The sequence below is a fragment of the Streptomyces populi genome, assembly GCF_002911015.1.
GTDB classification, from domain to species: domain Bacteria; phylum Actinomycetota; class Actinomycetes; order Streptomycetales; family Streptomycetaceae; genus Streptomyces; species Streptomyces populi.
In genome coordinates this window covers 16,460-33,502 of sequence record NZ_KZ626878.1, presented here as the reverse complement: position 1 = coordinate 33,502, position 17,043 = coordinate 16,460, and the positions used below count along the sequence as shown (strand labels likewise).

Annotated in this window: 13 protein-coding genes; 7 read left to right on the top strand and 6 right to left on the bottom strand. The window is 73.9% G+C overall.

The features are described from left to right. The first annotated feature begins 42 nt into the window (after window positions 1–42). Window positions 43–294, top strand: coding sequence for a hypothetical protein (locus CW362_RS20825; protein ID WP_103551013.1), 252 nt, complete (start codon window positions 43–45; stop codon window positions 292–294). Window positions 295–351: 57 nt separating this feature from the next. Here CW362_RS20825 and CW362_RS20820 read toward each other — a convergent pair whose 3' ends face one another. Both CW362_RS20820 and CW362_RS20815 read right to left on the bottom strand, forming a co-directional pair. Next, window positions 352–972: an HAD family hydrolase gene (locus CW362_RS20820; RefSeq protein WP_103551012.1), complete on the bottom strand. Its 621-nt coding sequence runs from the start codon at window positions 970–972 to the stop codon at window positions 352–354. 50 nt (window positions 973–1,022) lie between these two features. Then, a complete protein-coding gene (locus CW362_RS20815) occupies window positions 1,023–2,039 on the bottom strand; it encodes a hypothetical protein (protein WP_103551011.1) in 1,017 nt (338 codons plus the stop codon). Between the two features lie 194 nt (window positions 2,040–2,233). Here CW362_RS20815 and CW362_RS20810 point away from each other — a divergent pair, with 194 nt between their 5' ends. Further along, window positions 2,234–4,786 (top strand): helicase C-terminal domain-containing protein, encoded by a 2,553-nt coding sequence (locus CW362_RS20810; protein ID WP_103551010.1) that lies wholly within the window; start codon window positions 2,234–2,236, stop codon window positions 4,784–4,786. A gap of 75 nt (window positions 4,787–4,861) precedes the next feature. After that, on the top strand, window positions 4,862–6,508 hold the full coding sequence (locus tag CW362_RS20805) for a DNA repair helicase XPB (RefSeq protein WP_103551009.1): 1,647 nt from the start codon (window positions 4,862–4,864) through the stop codon (window positions 6,506–6,508). A gap of 152 nt (window positions 6,509–6,660) precedes the next feature. Here CW362_RS20805 and CW362_RS20800 read toward each other — a convergent pair whose 3' ends face one another. Further along, window positions 6,661–6,855 carry a hypothetical protein gene (locus CW362_RS20800; RefSeq protein ID WP_103551008.1) on the bottom strand — a complete coding sequence of 65 codons (195 nt, stop codon included), beginning with the start codon at window positions 6,853–6,855 and terminating at the stop codon, window positions 6,661–6,663. A 410-nt stretch (window positions 6,856–7,265) separates the two neighbouring features. Here CW362_RS20800 and CW362_RS20795 point away from each other — a divergent pair, with 410 nt between their 5' ends. Then, window positions 7,266–9,335, top strand: a complete 2,070-nt coding sequence (locus tag CW362_RS20795; RefSeq protein WP_206301007.1) for a HelD family protein — start codon at window positions 7,266–7,268, stop codon at window positions 9,333–9,335. A gap of 83 nt (window positions 9,336–9,418) precedes the next feature. Here the strand turns inward: CW362_RS20795 and CW362_RS20790 are convergent, their stop codons facing one another. Both CW362_RS20790 and CW362_RS20785 read right to left on the bottom strand, forming a co-directional pair. Continuing rightward, on the bottom strand, window positions 9,419–10,633 hold the full coding sequence (locus CW362_RS20790; protein ID WP_103551007.1) for a trypsin-like serine peptidase: 1,215 nt from the start codon (window positions 10,631–10,633) through the stop codon (window positions 9,419–9,421). 243 nt (window positions 10,634–10,876) lie between these two features. Continuing rightward, a complete protein-coding gene (locus CW362_RS20785) occupies window positions 10,877–11,581 on the bottom strand; it encodes a copper homeostasis protein CutC (RefSeq protein ID WP_103551006.1) in 705 nt (234 codons plus the stop codon). Window positions 11,582–11,814: 233 nt separating this feature from the next. On the opposite strand from CW362_RS20785, the gene CW362_RS20780 reads away from it, so the two are divergent. Then, entirely contained in the window at window positions 11,815–14,319 is a 2,505-nt protein-coding gene (locus CW362_RS20780; protein WP_240657939.1) for a peptidoglycan recognition protein family protein, read from the top strand. Window positions 14,320–14,370: 51 nt separating this feature from the next. Here CW362_RS20780 and CW362_RS20775 read toward each other — a convergent pair whose 3' ends face one another. Beyond that, window positions 14,371–15,048: a maleylpyruvate isomerase family mycothiol-dependent enzyme gene (locus CW362_RS20775; RefSeq protein ID WP_103551004.1), complete on the bottom strand. Its 678-nt coding sequence runs from the start codon at window positions 15,046–15,048 to the stop codon at window positions 14,371–14,373. Between the two features lie 142 nt (window positions 15,049–15,190). On the opposite strand from CW362_RS20775, the gene CW362_RS20770 reads away from it, so the two are divergent. Both CW362_RS20770 and CW362_RS20765 read left to right on the top strand, forming a co-directional pair. Continuing rightward, window positions 15,191–15,880, top strand: a complete 690-nt coding sequence (locus CW362_RS20770; protein ID WP_103551003.1) for an HD domain-containing protein — start codon at window positions 15,191–15,193, stop codon at window positions 15,878–15,880. A 42-nt stretch (window positions 15,881–15,922) separates the two neighbouring features. After that, window positions 15,923–17,029 carry a GNAT family N-acetyltransferase gene (locus CW362_RS20765; protein ID WP_103551002.1) on the top strand — a complete coding sequence of 369 codons (1,107 nt, stop codon included), beginning with the start codon at window positions 15,923–15,925 and terminating at the stop codon, window positions 17,027–17,029. Window positions 17,030–17,043 lie beyond the last annotated feature (14 nt).

The window sequence follows — 17,043 nt, the reverse complement described above, 5'->3', positions numbered from 1 at the left end:
GTCGCTGGATTGTTCCTTCGCGCAGGGAACTACCCTGGTCCGGTGCGTGACAAAACCCAAGCGAATTCCCCCGAAGCCGGTGACAGGCTGATCCGTGCCGGTGCCATCGTGTTCTTCATCGGAGCGTTGGCCACACTGGTCACCGTGGCACCGCTGTTGCTCGGAACGAAACCTTTTCCGTTCTACATGTTCGGCTTGAGCATGCTGATGGGCGTCGGATTCCTGCTGGCCGCCGCGGGTGTACTCCGGTCGGCCGCGGAGGGCCGCCGCCGGGCCCGCGCCGCCCGTTCCTGACGGCACCCGTTCCGGCGGACCGGCCCCGGACCCGCCGGTGCCGGACCCGCCGTGCCCTCAGCGGTGGTTCTCCAGCCACGCCGGGAACTCCGTGAGGTCGCCGAGGACCACGTCCGCGCCCGCCGCGCGCAGTTCCACGGCGTCGCACGGCCCGGTCGCCACGGCCACGCTGTACGCCCGGGCGGTGCGCGCACCGCGTACGTCACCGGTGTGGTCGCCGACGTAGACGCTCGCTCCGTGCTCGCGCAGCGCCACCGCCTTCTGCTCGGCCCACAGGCCGCCGACGACGTCGTCCGCGTCGATGTTCAGGTGCTCCAGGTGCAGCCGGGCGTTGGGCTCCCACTTCGCGGTCACGACGACCGCGCGGCCGCCCGCCGCCCGCACCGCCGTGACGGCCTCGCGCGCGCCGGGCATCGCGAGCGAGCCGGTGATCGCGTGCTCCGGGTACATCTCGCGGTAGAGACCGGCCGTCTCGTCTATCCGCTCGGCCGGGAACCAGTGGGCGAGTTCCTGCTCCAACGGCGGTCCGAGCCGCGTGATCACGAGGTCGGCGTCGACGTACGTCCCGGTCCGTGCCGACAGCGCCTCGAAGCAGGCGTGGATCCCGGGGCGGGAGTCGATCAGGGTCATGTCGAGGTCGAAACCGACGGTCAGCGCAGGTGAGGTCATATGGGCCATTGTGCGCAGGCCGCCGGGCACCGGGTCCAGGCCTTTTCCCGGGCCCGGGGTCAGCGGCCGCGCTGGGAGCGCCAGACGAGGTACAGGGCCGAGGCGACCGCCGCGCCGCGGACGACGAAGGGCCAGGTCTGGGCCATCGCCTCGTTCATGTGACCCTCGGCTACGGGATCGCCCCAGCGGCCGTTCGCACGGCCCCAGAGCCAGACGATTCCTGCCGTGGCGGACAGCCCCGGCAGGACGAGGACGGCCCACTTCGACTCCGCCCGGGTCAGCCGGCGCGAGCCGTAGGCGATCAGCCAGCCGAGGCCGAGCGCGAACCAGCTGCCGAGGACGGCGCCGGCCACGAGGAGGGCGGCGGCGAGCAGGAGCAGCGGATTGGTGTAACCGCCGGGGCGCGGGAGGAGACGGCGGAAGGAGCGGCGCGCGACGCCGGCCTCGGCGGCCGGCTCGTCCTCGGGGCCCGGTGCGGCGGCCGTCCCCTTCGCCGGGTCCGTCCCTTCCCCGGGTCCGCCGTCCTCGTCCCCGTCGCCCGGGGGCGGCTTGAGCAGTTCGGGGATCTCCACGCCGCCGACGAACCCCGGCACGCTGTCGCCCAGTCCGAAGGGGCTGTCGGTGGCACGCCACCAGTCGGGCCGGGTCGCGCTGTCGCCCAGTTCCGCCGCGCTCGCCAGATGGGGCGGGGACGGCATGCCGGCCCCGGCGCCGTCGGCGGGCCGCTCCGGGGCCGGGCGGGGGCGGGGGACGACGCGGCGCGGTTTCCTGGGGCGCTCCTCCGGTTCGGCGGCGCGCTGGGACGGCAGGGCGGCCCGGGTCCGGCCGTCGGCCCCGGCGCCGCCGGTGTCCCGTCCGGCCGCCGCGACGACCTCGTCGGGGGTGCCGAGGCGGTCGAGGATGCGGCGGACGGCGGCGGGGCTGTCGCCACCGGCTCCGGCCCGGCGGCGGCCGATCTCCTCGCGCAGTTCCGTGACCAGGCGCATGCGGGTCGCCGACGGCAACTGCCGCTGCTGGGCCAGGTCACCGACCCGGCTCAGATAGTCGAAGACCAGCTGGTCGCTCTCGATCCCCACGAAGTCCCCTCCGGGGCGCGTGCGTTGAATACCCCGTGCGGGACGAAGGTACCGGTTCTCCCGGGCGCGGGAGCGCCCCGCCCGGGCCTCGGGCAGCCGTACGACGTCCACCGCCCCGGGATCGCGCGGCCGACGGGCGGTTCACCGGCCGGGGGCCGGGCCCGGGGAGCGTGCCACCCGCTACCGTTGACAGGATGAGCCCCGAGACGACCGCCCCGCGGTCCCTGGCGGAAGCCCTCCGCGCGCGGGACGACGCCTCCCTGTCCGCCCTCCTGCGGTCCCGGCCGGACCTGATCACCCCCGTCCCCACGGACCTCACCCAGCTGGCCACACGGGCGGGTACCCGGGCGTCGGTCGTGCGCGCCCTGGAGCGTCTGGACCGTTTCACGCTACAGACGGCGGAGGCCCTGGCCGTGGCGCGGGAACCGGCGACGTACGACGAACTGCTCGGGCTGCTGGCGGGCGACGACGGCGACCCGGCGGCGACGGCGGCCTTCCCGCACGCGCTCGCCACCCTGCGCGAACAGGCGCTCCTGTGGGGGGCCGACGACCGGCTCCGGCTCGTGCGCACGGCACGTGAGCTGCTCGCGCCGTCCCCGCAGCACCCGTCCCCGACGGGGCTCGGGCCGACGGTCGGCGAGGCCACCGCGGGCATGTCGCCGGGGCGCATCCAGGAGATCGTGACCGCGGCGGGGCTGGCCACCACCCATGACTCGGTGTCGGCGGTCGCCTCGCTCAGTGCCCTGTTCTCCGACCGGAGCCGGATGTCGGCGCTGCTCGACGAGGCGCCCGCCGAGGCGGTGGAGGTGCTGTCCCGGCTGGTGTGGGGGCCGCCGTACGGACAGGTGACGGCCGAACCCGCACCCCATCTGCGCTGGCTGATCGCGCGGGGCCTGCTGCTGCCGACGGCGCCCGGCACGGTCGTCCTGCCCCGGGAGGTCGCCCTGCACCTGCGGGCGGGCCGCGCGCACCGGGTGACGCAGCCGGTGGCCCCCGCGGTCGAGGCCGCGACGGTCCACGGCCCGGGGGCCGTGGACACCGCCGCGGCCGGTCAGGCGTACACGACGCTGGCGACCGTCGAGGAGCTGCTGAAGGACTGGCACGAGGGCGGTCCGCCCGTGCTGCGCGCGGGCGGCCTGAGCGTGCGGGACCTGAAGCGGACGGCGGTGGCGCTCGACGTCCCCGAACCGGTCGCCGCCTTCTGGGTCGAACTCGCCTACGCGGCGGGCCTGGTGGCGTCGGACGGCGAGGCGGACGAACGGTACGCGGCGACACCGGCCTACGACACGTGGCTGGAGCTGCCCGCCGCGGAGCGCTGGGCGCGGCTCGCCTCGGCGTGGCTCGCGGCGACCCGCACGGCCGGTCTGGTCGGCGGACGGGACGCGAAGGACCGTACGCTCTCGGCGCTCGGTCCCGGCCTCGACCGCTCGTCGGCGCCCGAGGTCCGCCACCGCGTCCTCACCCTGCTCGCCGGGCTCCCCGAGGGCGCCTCCCCCGACGCGGACTCGCTCCTCGCCCGGCTGCACTGGGAACGGCCCTCGCGCGCCGTCCGGCCCGCGCCGGACGACCTCCGGGCCCGGCTGGCCCGCTGGACGCTGTCCGAGGCGGAACTGCTCGGGGTGACCGGCCGGGGCGCACTGTCCGCGCAGGGGCGGGCGCTCCTCGGCCTGCCCGCCCCGGCGGGCGCGACGGCGACGGAGCCGTCCGGCCCGGGCGACAAGCTTCCCGCCCACCACAAGCGGCGCGCCGTCCCTCCCGTGACCGCTCCGCCGCCGCACTCCCCCGCCGAGCAGGCCGCGGCGACGGCCCGGGCCGTCGCACTCCTCGCGCCCCTGCTGCCCGAGCCGCTCGACCACGTCCTGCTCCAGGCCGACCTGACGGCGGTGGCTCCCGGCCCGCTGGAGCGTCCGCTGGCCGACACGCTCGGGGTGCTCGCGGACGTCGAGTCCAAGGGCGGCGCGACGGTCTACCGCTTCACCCCGGCCTCGGTGCGCCGATCCCTCGACGCGGGCCGTTCGGCGTCCGACCTGCACGCCTTCCTCGCGGCCCATTCCCGTACGCCGGTCCCGCAGCCGCTGGCCTATCTGATCGACGACATGGCGCGCCGGCACGGCCACCTGCGGATCGGGGCGGCGTCGGCGTACGTGCGCTGCGACGACGAGGCGGTGCTCAACGAGATCCTCGCCGACAAGCGGTCCCAGGAGTTCGGGCTGCGGCGGATCGCGCCGACGGTGCTGGTCGCGCAGGCCGACCCCACGACCCTCCTCGCCGGTCTGCGGACGATGGGCTTCGCGCCGGCCGCCGAGTCGGCGGAGGGCGACGTGCTGATCAGCCGGGCGCACGCCCACCGCACCCCGCCGCGCCAGGCTCCCGAGCCCGTCCCGGACGGCCCGCCGGTCCCCGACGCCACGCTCCTCGGTGCCGCGATCCGCGCGATCCGGGCCGGGGACCTCGCCTCCACGGCCCCGCGCAAGGAGGACCCGGCCGCCGGCCGCCCCGGCGACGGCACCCTGCCCCGCACCAGCTCCGCCGAGACCCTGGCGACCATGCAGGCCGCCGTGATGACGGGCGAGGCGGTGTGGATCGGCTACGTCAACGCCGAGGGCGCGGCCAGCCAGCGCGTCATCGCCCCCATCCGGGTCGAGGGCGGCTTCGTGACGGCGTACGACCACACGGCGGACGAGGTCCGGACCTATCCGCTGCACCGGGTCACGGGGGTCGCGGAGCTGGCGGAGGACCAGTCCTGACCATCCGCCGGTAGGGCACACTGGACGTTTGGCCGAGCATCCGCGCCGGGTGCCGCCACGCAGAAAGGGACGGGTGTGAACGGACCCCTCATCGTCCAGTCCGACAAAACGCTTCTGCTGGAAGTCGATCACGATCTGGCCGACGCCTGCCGTCGGGCCATCGCCCCCTTCGCCGAGCTGGAGCGGGCTCCCGAGCACATCCACACCTACCGGGTGACCCCGCTCGGCCTGTGGAACGCGCGGGCCGCCGGGCACGACGCCGAGCAGGTCGTGGACGCCCTGGTGGAGTTCAGCCGCTATCCGGTCCCGCACGCGCTGCTCGTGGACATCGCGGAGACGATGGACCGCTACGGACGGCTGACGCTGAGCAAGCACCCGGCCCACGGGCTCGTCCTGACCACCACCGACCGGCCCGTCCTCGAGGAGGTGCTGCGCTCCAAGCGGATCGCCCCGCTCGTCGGCGCCCGGATCGACCCGGACACCGTGGCCGTGCACCCCTCCGAGCGCGGTCAGATCAAGCAGACCCTGCTGAAGCTGGGCTGGCCGGCCGAGGACCTCGCCGGGTACGTCGACGGCGAGGCGCACGCCATCGAGCTCGACGAGACCGGCTGGGCGCTGCGGCCCTACCAGCGCCAGGCCGTGGAGAACTTCTGGCACGGCGGCTCCGGCGTGGTCGTGCTGCCCTGCGGCGCGGGCAAGACGCTCGTCGGGGCCGGTGCCATGGCCGAGGCCAAGGCGACCACGCTCATCCTCGTCACCAACACCGTCTCCGCCCGGCAGTGGAAGCACGAACTGGTGAAGCGGACCTCGCTGACCGAGGACGAGATCGGCGAGTACAGCGGCACCCGCAAGGAGATCCGCCCGGTCACCATCGCCACCTACCAGGTGCTGACGACCCGGCGGAAGGGCGTCTACCCGCACCTGGAGCTCTTCGACTCCCGCGACTGGGGCCTGATCCTCTACGACGAGGTGCACCTGCTGCCCGCCCCGGTCTTCAAGTTCACCGCGGACCTCCAGGCCCGGCGCCGGCTGGGGCTGACCGCCACGCTGGTGCGGGAGGACGGACGCGAGTCGGACGTCTTCTCGCTCATCGGGCCCAAGCGGTTCGACGCGCCCTGGAAGGAGATCGAGGCGCAGGGCTACATCGCGCCGGCCGACTGCGTCGAGGTGCGGGTGAACCTCACCGACTCCGAGCGGCTCGCGTACGCCACCGCCGAGAACGAGGAGAAGTACCGCTTCTGCGCCACCACCGCGACCAAGCGGAAGGTGACCGAGGCGCTGGTCCGCAGGTTCGCCGGGCAGCAGATCCTCGTGATCGGCCAGTACATCGACCAGCTGGACGAGCTGGGCGAGCACCTGAACGCGCCCGTGATCAAGGGCGAGACCAGCAACGCCCAGCGGGAGAAGCTGTTCGACGCCTTCCGGGAGGGCGAGATCAGCGTGCTCGTCGTGTCCAAGGTCGCCAACTTCTCCATCGACCTGCCGGAGGCCACGGTGGCCATCCAGGTCTCGGGCACCTTCGGCTCCCGCCAGGAGGAGGCCCAGCGCCTCGGCCGCGTCCTGCGCCCCAAGGCCGACGGTCACCAGGCCCACTTCTACTCCGTGGTCGCCCGCGACACGATCGACCAGGACTTCGCCGCCCACCGCCAGCGCTTCCTGGCGGAACAGGGCTACGCCTACCGGATCATGGACGCCGACGAGGTGCTGGCGGACACCGAGTAGCCGTCACGGGCGGGGCGATTCCAGCCCCGGCCGGGGAAGATCCAGCCCCTCCGGCGTTCGAGGAGCGGGGTCCGGGGCGGAGCCCCAGGAGTGGGCGGACGGGGCCGAGCCGTCTGTCGGAGGAGGGGTGGACGCGCGGGTCGCCCGGGGCCTCAGTGGCGCCGGACGCCCGCTTCTTCGCCGTACTCGCCGAGCAGGACGACACCGATGGCCGCGCGCCCGAAGACCTTGACGGCCTTCAGGGCGTCGCCGAGACGGTAGTGGTGGCGGACGGAGGTGACGGCCGTCGCGCCGCGCGCGACGGGCCCGGGATGGGCAGGACCTGGGGTGAAAGTGGCTGCGCTCATATCTCCATGGTGCGGGCACCCGACCCGAACGGCGTCGGTCCCCGGACCGAACCTCGCCACCTCTCAGGTACGGCTCCGGCCCGTCCGCCGTACGCCTCACGACGGACCCCGCCCCCTAGGGGCCCCGGCGCCCGGCCCCGAAACGGCGCGCGGGCCCCGGAAAAACCATTGGCCCCGGCATCCACAGGTCGCCTAGAATCTTCGGTCTTGCCCGCCTCCCTTCACGGAGTGCCGCCGTCCGGCCGGAAACCGGACGGCACCCGGATTCACACCGGATTCCGTAGGAATTCCCGACGGATTCTCGACGGAATCCGAAGCGATTCACGAACTGCACCACTCGCGCAGCACCGCCCGAGCACCGCGGCACTCCCGCAGCACCCCCACCGCAGGTTTCCCGGAGGCAATTCCCCGTGTCCACCCTGTCCGACCGTCCGTCCGGCGCCCCGTCCGCGTCCGACGACCCCCTGGCCCGCGAGCGCTCCCACCTCACCGAGTCCCGTTCGGCGCTCCGCGCGATGCGCGAGGACGCGGAGAACCTCGACATCCGCGACGTCACCGCGAACTGGGTGAACGCCGAGGTGCTGCACCGGCAGATCACCGAGCGCATCAAGGCCCTCGCCGACCTCAGCCACACCCCGCTGTTCTTCGGGCGGCTCGACTATCTGCACGCACCGGGCTCCGACCTGGCGGAGGGCGCCGAGGGCGAGCGGTTCTACATCGGACGACGGCACGTCCACGACGCCGACGGCGACCCGATGGTCATCGACTGGCGCGCGCCGGTGTCCCAGCCGTTCTACCGGGCCTCGAAGAAGGACCCGATGGACATCGGGCTGCGCCGCCGCTTCGGCTACACCGGCGGCGACCTCACGGCCTACGAGGACGAGCACCTCTCCGACCCGGCCGAGACGGCGGCCACCAGCAAGCTGCTCCAGCAGGAGATCGAGCGCCCGCGCGTCGGTCCGATGCGCGACATCGTGGCGACCATCCAGCCCGAGCAGGACGAGATCGTACGGTCCGGGCTGTCCGGCTCGGTCTGCGTGCAGGGAGGCCCCGGCACCGGGAAGACCGCCGTGGGCCTGCACCGGGTCGCGTACCTGCTGTACGCGCACCGGGAACGGCTCGCCCGCACCGGCACCCTGGTGATCGGGCCGAACAAGTCCTTCCTGCACTACATCGAGCAGGTCCTGCCCGCGCTCGGCGAGCTGGAGGTCAAGCAGGCGACCGTCGACGACCTCGTCGCCCATGTCGAGGTGCGCGGGAGCGACGACGCGGCCGCGGCCGTGATCAAGGGCGACGCCCGGATGGCCGAGGTGCTGCGCCGGGCCGTGCGCTCGCACGTGACGATCCCGGCCGAGCCGGTGGTCGTGGTCAGGGGCTCGCGGCGCTGGCGCGTCCCGGCGTACGAGCTCGAGGAGATCGTGCGGGAGCTGCTCGACCGGGACATCCGGTACGGCGCGGCCCACCAGGCCCTCCCGCAGCGGATCGCGCACGCCGTGCTGGTCCAGATGGAGCGCTCCGGGGAAGCCCCGGACGACCGGGTGCAGGACGCCGTCGCCCGCAACGCCGCCGTGAAGGCCGCCGTCAAGGCGATCTGGCCGCAGGTCGACCCCGCCAAGCTCGTGCTCCGGCTGCTCACCGACGCCGACTTCCTCGCCGCGCACGCGGAGGGGCTGCTGGACGAGGCCGAGCAGAAGGAGATCCTCTGGGCGAAGCCGGTGCGCAGCGTGAAGAGCGCGAAGTGGTCGGCCGCCGACGCCGTGCTGATCGACGAGGCGACGGACCTGGTCCAGCGCACGCACTCCCTCGGGCACGTGGTGCTCGACGAGGCCCAGGACCTCTCCCCGATGCAGTACCGCGCCGTGGGACGGCGCTGCACGACGGGGTCGGCGACCGTGCTCGGCGACCTGGCGCAGGGGACCACCCCGTGGGCGACCCGGAGCTGGGAGGAGGCCCTCGGTCACCTGGGCAAGGGCGACGCGGTCGTCGAGGAGCTGACCGCGGGTTTCCGCGTCCCCACGGACGTCATCACCTACGCGTCCCGGCTGCTGCCGCACATCGCGCCCGGTCTCGCGCCGGTCGCCTCGGTGCGGGAGAACCCCGGCTTCTTCGAGGTGCGCTCGAGCACGGAGGACGCCGGGGTCCTGGGCACGGTGGAGGAGTTGCTGGGCCGGGAGGGATCGGTCGGGCTGATCGCGGCCGACGCCCGGATCCCCGTGCTGGCCGAGGCGCTGACGGCGGCCGGGCGGACGTATCTCGGTCCGGGCGAGGAGACGACGGCCGAGACCCGGCTGACCCTGGTGCCGGCCTCGCTCGCCAAGGGCCTGGAGTACGACTACGTGGTGCTGGACGAGCCCCGGGCGGTCGTCGACGGCGAGCCGGACGGGCGCACCGGGCTGCGCCGGCTGTACGTGGCGCTCACCCGTGCGGTCTCGGGTCTGATCGTGACGCACGCGGCGCCGCTCCCGGCCGAACTGGCCTGACCTCGGCCCGACGGGCCCCGGGCGCGGACGCCGACGGCCCCCGGCACGGATGCCGGGGGCCGTGAACCGCGTTGTACGAAGGGCTACTTGAACTTGTTGCTGGTCGCCAGGTAGACCTGCTTGGCGTTCGCGCCGAGGCGCGGCCCGGTGATGAACGTCTTGCGGTCGCTCAGGGAGTTGTTGGAGACCAGGTAGGTCCGGCCGTTGTGGCTCATGAACCAAGGCCCGCCGGACGCGCCGCCGTTCATGGTGCAGCCGATCATGAACTGGGCGGGGACGTTGCTCGCGAGCACGAACCGCTTGCTGGCGCCGTGGCAGTCGTACATCTTCGAGCCGTCGTAGGGCGCCTCGGCCGGGTAGCCGCGGACCTGCATGGACTTGACCTTGTTGGCGGCCGGGGCGCCGAACCACACCGGCAGGGCCGAACCGAGCCGCTCCTGGAGGGACTTGCCGCCGTTCTCGGGCTTGACGTGGAGCACGGCGTAGTCGTACCCGGAGGCCGCGTTGCCCGTGTGGGCGCCGCCCTTGATCCACTGGGAGGAGGTGGTGGCCCAGTCGGCCCACCAGATGCCGTACGGGGAGACGGCCTTGGCGCGCGGGTCGGTGATCTGCCGGTTGCTCAGGTTGGCGTTGTTGTTGTACGAGGGGACGAAGGCGATGTTGCGGTACCAGCCGCCGCCCTTGCCCGCGTGCACGCAGTGGCCCGCGGTCCACACCAGGTTGGACTTGCCGGGGTGCGCCGGGTCGGTGACGACGGCGGCCGAGCAGACCATGTTGCCCTGGGGCGAGGAGAAGAACATCTTGCCGACGGGCGGCGCGTAGCGGTGGTAGGTGCTCTTGACCTTGGCGGCGGTCTGCTTCTTCACCTTGCCGTCGGGCAGGTAGGAGGTGGCGCCGCTGCCCGAGCCCGAACTGGTGCTGCCCGCCTGGGCGACCGGGATGCTGGCCTTGGCCGCGGCCATCTTCTCCGGCGACCAGAAGTCCTTGATGTACGGGTTGGCGAAGTCCTCGGCCTCGGAGGCCCACTTGCTGTAGTCCTGCCACCCGCCGTTCTTCCACTTGTCCAGGGCGGCACCGCTGAGTTCGGTGGGAACGCCCGAGGGCAGCTTGTAGCCGCCGATCGAGACGGAGCCGTCGTCCTGGCCGGTGTCGACACCCTTGTCGGCCTGGGAGGACGACGAGGGCCGGGAGGCGGCCCCCTCGTCGTCCTTCTTGCCGTCACAGGCCGTGGTGGTGATCATGACGGCCGCGATCACGGCCGCGGCTGCCGCGAGCGTGCGGCTGCGTATGGATGGCATGAAGCCTTGTCCCCCTGAGGCTGCTGTGCTGCCGCACCGCTTTCGCCGGCACGCACATATGTTTGATTGTCATGCCCCAGCCGACCGGGGCACGATCAAATATGCACGCAAAAAACGGCTCGTTGATCGTCCCGTGACTCTCACAACACAACAACTACGCGGCGGAGATGGATCCGTGACCTGCCGGACCGGACCGGTCGCGCGGACACCGAGGGGGACGGCGCCCGGCGCGCCGGGCGGGTCCTAGCCGTCGAGGGCGGTCCGCCACTCCCGTACCGCTTCCGCCGAGACCGGCCCCGTCCAGCCTTCCGGACGTGCCGCACCGCCGATGTGGAAGGCGTCGAGACCCGCCGCGCGCAGCTCCGGCAGGTGGTCGAGGCGCAGACCGCCGCCGACCATGATCCGCGGCTCGTACCCCGGTTCGCCGCGGCGAGCGGCCTCGGCCACGAGGACGGGGAGCCCGTCGTCGACGCCCGCCGGGGACCCGGCGGTCAGATAGGTGTCGAGGCCGGGCAGGTCCGCGAGCTGCTTGCGCAGGGCGTCACGGTCGGCGGCACGGTCGACCGCGCGGTGGAACGTCCAGCGGTCGCCGTCCAGCGCGGCGACGATCCGTTCCACGGCGGCCAGGTCGGGGCCGCCGTGCTCGTCGAGGAAACCGAGCACGAACTCGTCCGCGCCGGCCTCCCGCAGCTCGTCCGCGGCCCGCACGAGGGCGTCGACGCCCTTCGCGCCGCCCGCCGAGAAACCGTCCGACAGGCGCAGCATCACGCGCAGCGGGATGTCGACGGAAGCGCGGATCCCGGTGAAGGTCTCCACCGACGGGGTCAGCCCGTCGGCCGCCATGTCCGTGACCAGCTCCAGCCGGTCGGCACCGCCGGCCTGAGCGGCGACCGCGTCCTCCACGCCGAGGGCGATCACCTCCAGGACCGCGCTCTTCCGCTCACTCATCGGACCTCTTCTCCTGGGCCGCTATAGGTCTAGTCCAATCCAACAGTACGCGGGTGGGAGCGGGGGCGCGAGAAGATCACGGCGAGCGGGGGCGCCGGGGGCGCCCCTCCGGACCACTCCCGGCCCCGTGAGCCCGCACGCCCGAACTCCGGACCGCTCCCGCCATAGTTGAACTCTCATATAACCTCCTCACATATGGAGATCATGTAAAGCTCACGTGAAAGGGCGGGGCAGTGCGACGACGTGGGTGGGGCGCGGCCGTTCTGGCGGTCGCGGCGGTGTCCGGGACGCTGGTCGTCCGGGGGGCCACGGGCGGCAACGAGGGTGACGGCGGTTCCGGGCCCGTCCGGGCGAGCGCGAGGACCGCGGCGCTGACCGTGGCCGACGGCGGCACCTCCGCCCGTCTGGAGCGGCGGAGCACCGAGCCCTTCAGCATGCTCGGGATCACCTGGGCCGAGTCGTCCGCACGGGTGACCGGCACCATCGAGGTCCGGACCCGGAGCACGGCGGGTCACGCGTGGTCGGCGTGGCTGCGGCTGGACGGCGACAGCGGCGAGGGCGAGCCGGGCGCGTCCCGCGGCGGCACCGCACCGGCGTGGGTGGGCCCGTCCGACGGGGTCGAGGTGCGGATGTCCGGCCGGCCGTCCCAGCGGCTGCCCGAGGGCCTCCGGCTGGACATGATCGACCCCGGCGGCCGTACGGCCTCCCCGATGGAGCCCGCCGGGTTCGTGATGGACCCGTCCGACCCGACCGGCCCGGCCGACCCGACCGTGACGGACGACCCGCCCGCGACGGACGACCCGCCCGCGACGGACGCCCCCGCGGACACTGCCTCACCCGACCCTTCCCCGCCCCTCACCTCCGAGCCCTCGTCCGACCCGACGGCCACCGCCGTGCCCACGGAGACGGAGACGCAGCCGTCCACCGGGAGCGCGAGCCCCTCCCCGACCGGCTCCGGCGCGGGCCCGGCCACGCCGACCGCGAGCGCGTCGACGACGGTGCCCCCGGCCCCGGAGTCCACCGCGCCCCGCCCGCCGATCACCTCGCGCGCGGGCTGGGGAGCGGACGAGTCCATCAGCCCCGAGGAGCCCGGCTACCTGCCGGGCGGGAGGATCAAGGCGGTGGTGCTGCACCACACCGCCACCTCCGGCGACTACGGCTGCGCCGAGGCCCCGGCCGTCATCAGGGCCGTCTACACCTACGACGTGCAGCAGCTGACCTGGAAGGACATCGGCTACAACTTCCTCGTCGACAAGTGCGGCACGATCTACGAGGGCCGCAAGGGCGGCGTCGACCGGCCGGTGATGGGCGCGCACGCCTACGGCTTCAACTCCGAGACCACGGGCATCGCGATCATCGGTGACTACAGCAGTGTGGCGCCGTCGAGGGAGGCGATGACCTCGGTCGCCCGGCTCGCCGCCTGGAAGCTCGGCCAGTACGGCGTCGACCCGACGGGCACCGCCACCCTCACCGCGGGCGCGAGCGGACCGAACTACTTCCGCCAGACGTGGGCGGCGGGCGCCAGGATGGCCTTCCCCGTCATCCACGGCCACCGCGACGGCTACAACACCGTGTGCCCGGGCGACGCCTACTACGCCCTGCTGCCCACGATCCGCGCCTGGGCGGGCGGAGCGGTCGAGGGGCTCACGCTGGACTCGGTCACCGGCGCCGGCGCGTCCGGCACCACCGTCCCCGCCGACACCGCCGTCACCGTGAAGTGGTCGGCCTCGACCCCGGCCGCCCTGGTCAGGGAGTACGACGTCCTGGTCGACGGCGAGGTCGCGGCCACCGTCGCCGGCACCGCCGCCTCCGCCGAGGTGAAGCTGGCCCCGGGCACCCACCGGATCGCCGTGCAGGGCGTCCACCAGTCCGGCAGGACCGCGGTCAGCGCGGACGTCACCGTCCTCGCCGAGACCGCCCCGCCCACCACGGAGGCGACGACCCCCGCCGCGACCGCCTCCCCCACCGCGGAGACCACCGCCCCCGCCGCGACCCCCTCGCCCACCGCGGGGGTCACGCCCCCCGCCACGGCCACCTCGCCCACCACGAAGGCCACGACCCCCACCGCGACCGCCTCGCCCACCACGAAGGCCACCACTCCCGCCGACACCAAGCCGCCCGTCTTCTCCACCAAGCCGAACCTCGCCCTGCGCACCGGCACGGTGAGCACCACGGCCGCCCCGCTCACCCTGAAGTGGAAGGCCACCGACACGGTCGGGCTGAAGGAGGTGCGTCTCACCGCCCCGGTCGCGAAGACGTACGGCCCGACGGTCACGAGCGCGAGCCTCACCGCCAAGTCCGGTGTCGCCACGGCCTGGAGGATGACCGCGTACGACCGGGCCGGCAACACCGCCGCGGCCTCGGTGAGCGGCACCCCCGTGATCCTCCAGGAGAGTTCGGCCACCAGGACCGGCACCTGGACGTCGAAGTCGTCGAGCAGCTACCTGGGCGGCAGGTCGTACGGCAGCTCCACGAAGAACGCCTCGCTGAGCTGGACCTTCACCGGCCGCTCGGCGGCCCTGGTGGTCTCGCGCGCCGCGACCTCGGGCCAGGTGTACGTCTACGTGGACGGCAAGAAGACCGTCACCGTGGATCTGAGGTCGACGACGACCAAGTACCGCGACGCCGTCTGGACGACGACGTGGACCGCCGCCGCCAGGCACACGGTGAAGCTCGTGGTCGTCGGCACCGCCGGGCGGCCCGCGGTCACGACCGACGGGCTGGTCTACCTCAAGTAACCGGTCGGCCGGTCCGCCCGACGGGCGGACCGGCCGACCGGTTCGGCTGGTTCACCCGAACAGGTTCAGCTCCTCCTCCCGCGCCCCCACCAGCTCGTACACCGTCGTCCCCGGGACCGGCCGGCCCGAGCACAGCCGTACGAGGGTCGCGGCGCCGCCGATGTACCGGGCCGGGGGACGGTCCCCGGGGACGCCGCCCAGGCGCAGCGGGTCGTCCAGGTCGTCGAGGTCCGCGTGCAGCGGCACCAGGTCGCGCTCGCGGCTGATGCGGGCCAAGAGACGGAGGGCGTGCGGCAGTCCCGGCCCCGCGTAGGCGCCCGGTTCGCCGAACGCCTCGCGCACGTCCCCGGCGTGGATCCACTCGCCGAGCGCGACCGCGTCGACGGCGCCCCGGGTACGGGCGATCACGGGTCCCGCCTCGGTCATCCCGCGTTCCAGTTCGTCGATGACCCGTTCCGTCGGCCAGTCGGCGCGCTCGGCGATGTCACGGTCGTTGGCCTCGGGCGAGAACACCCCGGGTTCGTAGCGGCGTTCCACGACCCGCATCAGCGCGGACGAGCAGTGCGCCAGCACGTCCCGCACCGTCCACTCCGGACACCCGGCCGTCGGACGGGAGAAGTCGTCCTCCGGGCGGGCCCGCAGCAGCGGGATCAGCGCGTCGCGCTCGGTGCGCAGGAGCAGACCGGGCAGTTCCGGGTCCCGTTCATCGTGTGCGTCGTGAGGAATCATGCCTCCACGCTAGGGGCCGGAGCCTCCTGGCCGGGCGGTTCGAAGGATTCGGAGCCGGTGCGCCGGAGCCGGTCGGCCGCGCCTCCGGCCGGTGGTCCGGAGCCGACGCCGACGGCCGCCGCGCGGCGGGGACAATGGCGCCATGGCAGCAGAGAGCACCCGCCACCCGGCCCGCGCGGAACTGACGAAGCGCTGGGCGGACACCGTCCTGGCCGCGCGTGACGGCGACGGCGGGTCCGGCCCCGCGCCGGGGCCCTACGGGGCGAACCTCCTGGACCGCTGGGCCGAACCCCGGCGCCGGTACCACACCACCGACCACCTCCTCGCGGTCCTCGGTCACATCGACGTGCTGGAGGCCCACGGGGAGCGCGCCGGTGATCCGGCCGCCGTGCGGCTGGCCGCCTGGTTCCACGACGCCGTGTACCTCCCGGACCGCTCGGAGAACGAGGAGCGCTCCGCCAAGCTCGCCGAACGCGCGCTGGCCGAACTGGGCGTCGCCCCGGACCGCACGGCCGAGGTCGCCCGGCTCGTCCGGCTCACCGTCTCCCACGACCCCGCCGACGACGACACCGACGGCGCCGTCCTGTGCGACGCGGACCTGGCGGTCCTGGCCTCGCCCCCGGCCGCGTACGCCGCCTACGCCGCCGCCGTCCGCGAGGAGTACGCCTTCGTCCCCGACGACGCCTTCCGCGCGGGCCGGGCGGCCGTGCTGCGCCAACTGCTGGGTCTCCCGAGGCTGTTCAGGACCTCGTACGGGGAACGCGTCTGGGCCGGCCCGGCCCGCCGGAACATGGAGGCGGAACTGGCGGCGCTGACGGGCGACGCCGGGTAATCCCGTAGGCCCGGCGGCGTGCTCCGCCCTATTGTCGACCGCATGACTGACACGGGTGGGGACCAGGTCGAGGAAGCCGTCGCGAGCTGCGCGACGCTGCTGCGGGCGGCGGCCGGACGCGACTGGGACGGCGCCCGGGCGGGACGGCTGGAATGGAGCTGCCGGCGGACCGCCGAGCACATCGCCGACGATCTCATCGCGTACGCGGGCCGTCTGGCGGCGCGGGCCACCACGGCGTACGTGCCGTTCGAGATCAAGCTGGACGAGGGCACCGGCGTCGCCGGGGTCATCGACGTGATCGAGGCGGCCGGCCGGCTGCTCTCCGCCACGGTCCGGACGACCCCCCGCGAGGTGCGCGCCTTCCATCCGTACCCGTTCCGCAGCGCGAACCGCGAGGGCTTCGCCGCGATGGGGGTCACCGAGGTCCTGCTGCACACGCACGACATCGCCGAGGGGCTCGGCCTGCCCTACGAGCCGCCGGCCGAGCTGTGCGCCTGGGCCCTCGCCCGGATCTTCCCGCACGTGCGGCCCGAGCCCGACGCCCCCTGGAGCACGCTCCTGTGGGCCACCGGGCGCGGCGCCCTGCCCGGCCGGGAGCCGCTCACCGAGTGGCGCTGGAGCAACAACCTGGTGATCGGCACCGAGCGGCTCACCCTCCAGGGGGTCACCCCGGCCGCCGCCGCCGATCTGCGCGCCGGCGGCACGGGCGGCTTCGAGTGGATCGAGGGCGGCCCGTTCCACGGCACCCGGGAGGCCGCCGGGTCGGTCGTGAACTCCTACGAGAAGGGGGTGCACCGGCCGGAATGGGGGATGTTCGTGCTCGTGCGGCGCGAGGACGGTCTCGCGGTCGGCGCGATCGGTTTCCACGGCGTGCCCGACGAGGAGGGACGCGCCGAGGTCGGCTACGACCTCGCGGAGAACGCCCGCGGCCGGGGCTACGCCACCGAGGCCCTGTGCGCGCTGGCCGAGTCCTCCCTCGCCCGCGACGACGTCAAGCTCCTGTTCGCCGCCATCGAGCGGGAGAACGCCCCCTCGCAACGGGTCGTCGCCCGCGCCGGTTTCACCCGGGCGGGCGAGGACGTGGAGAAGGCCGCCCGCGAACTGCACGGCATGGACGAGTCCTTGAGGCTCTACTCCCGCGAGGCCTGAGTCCGCGCGGGACC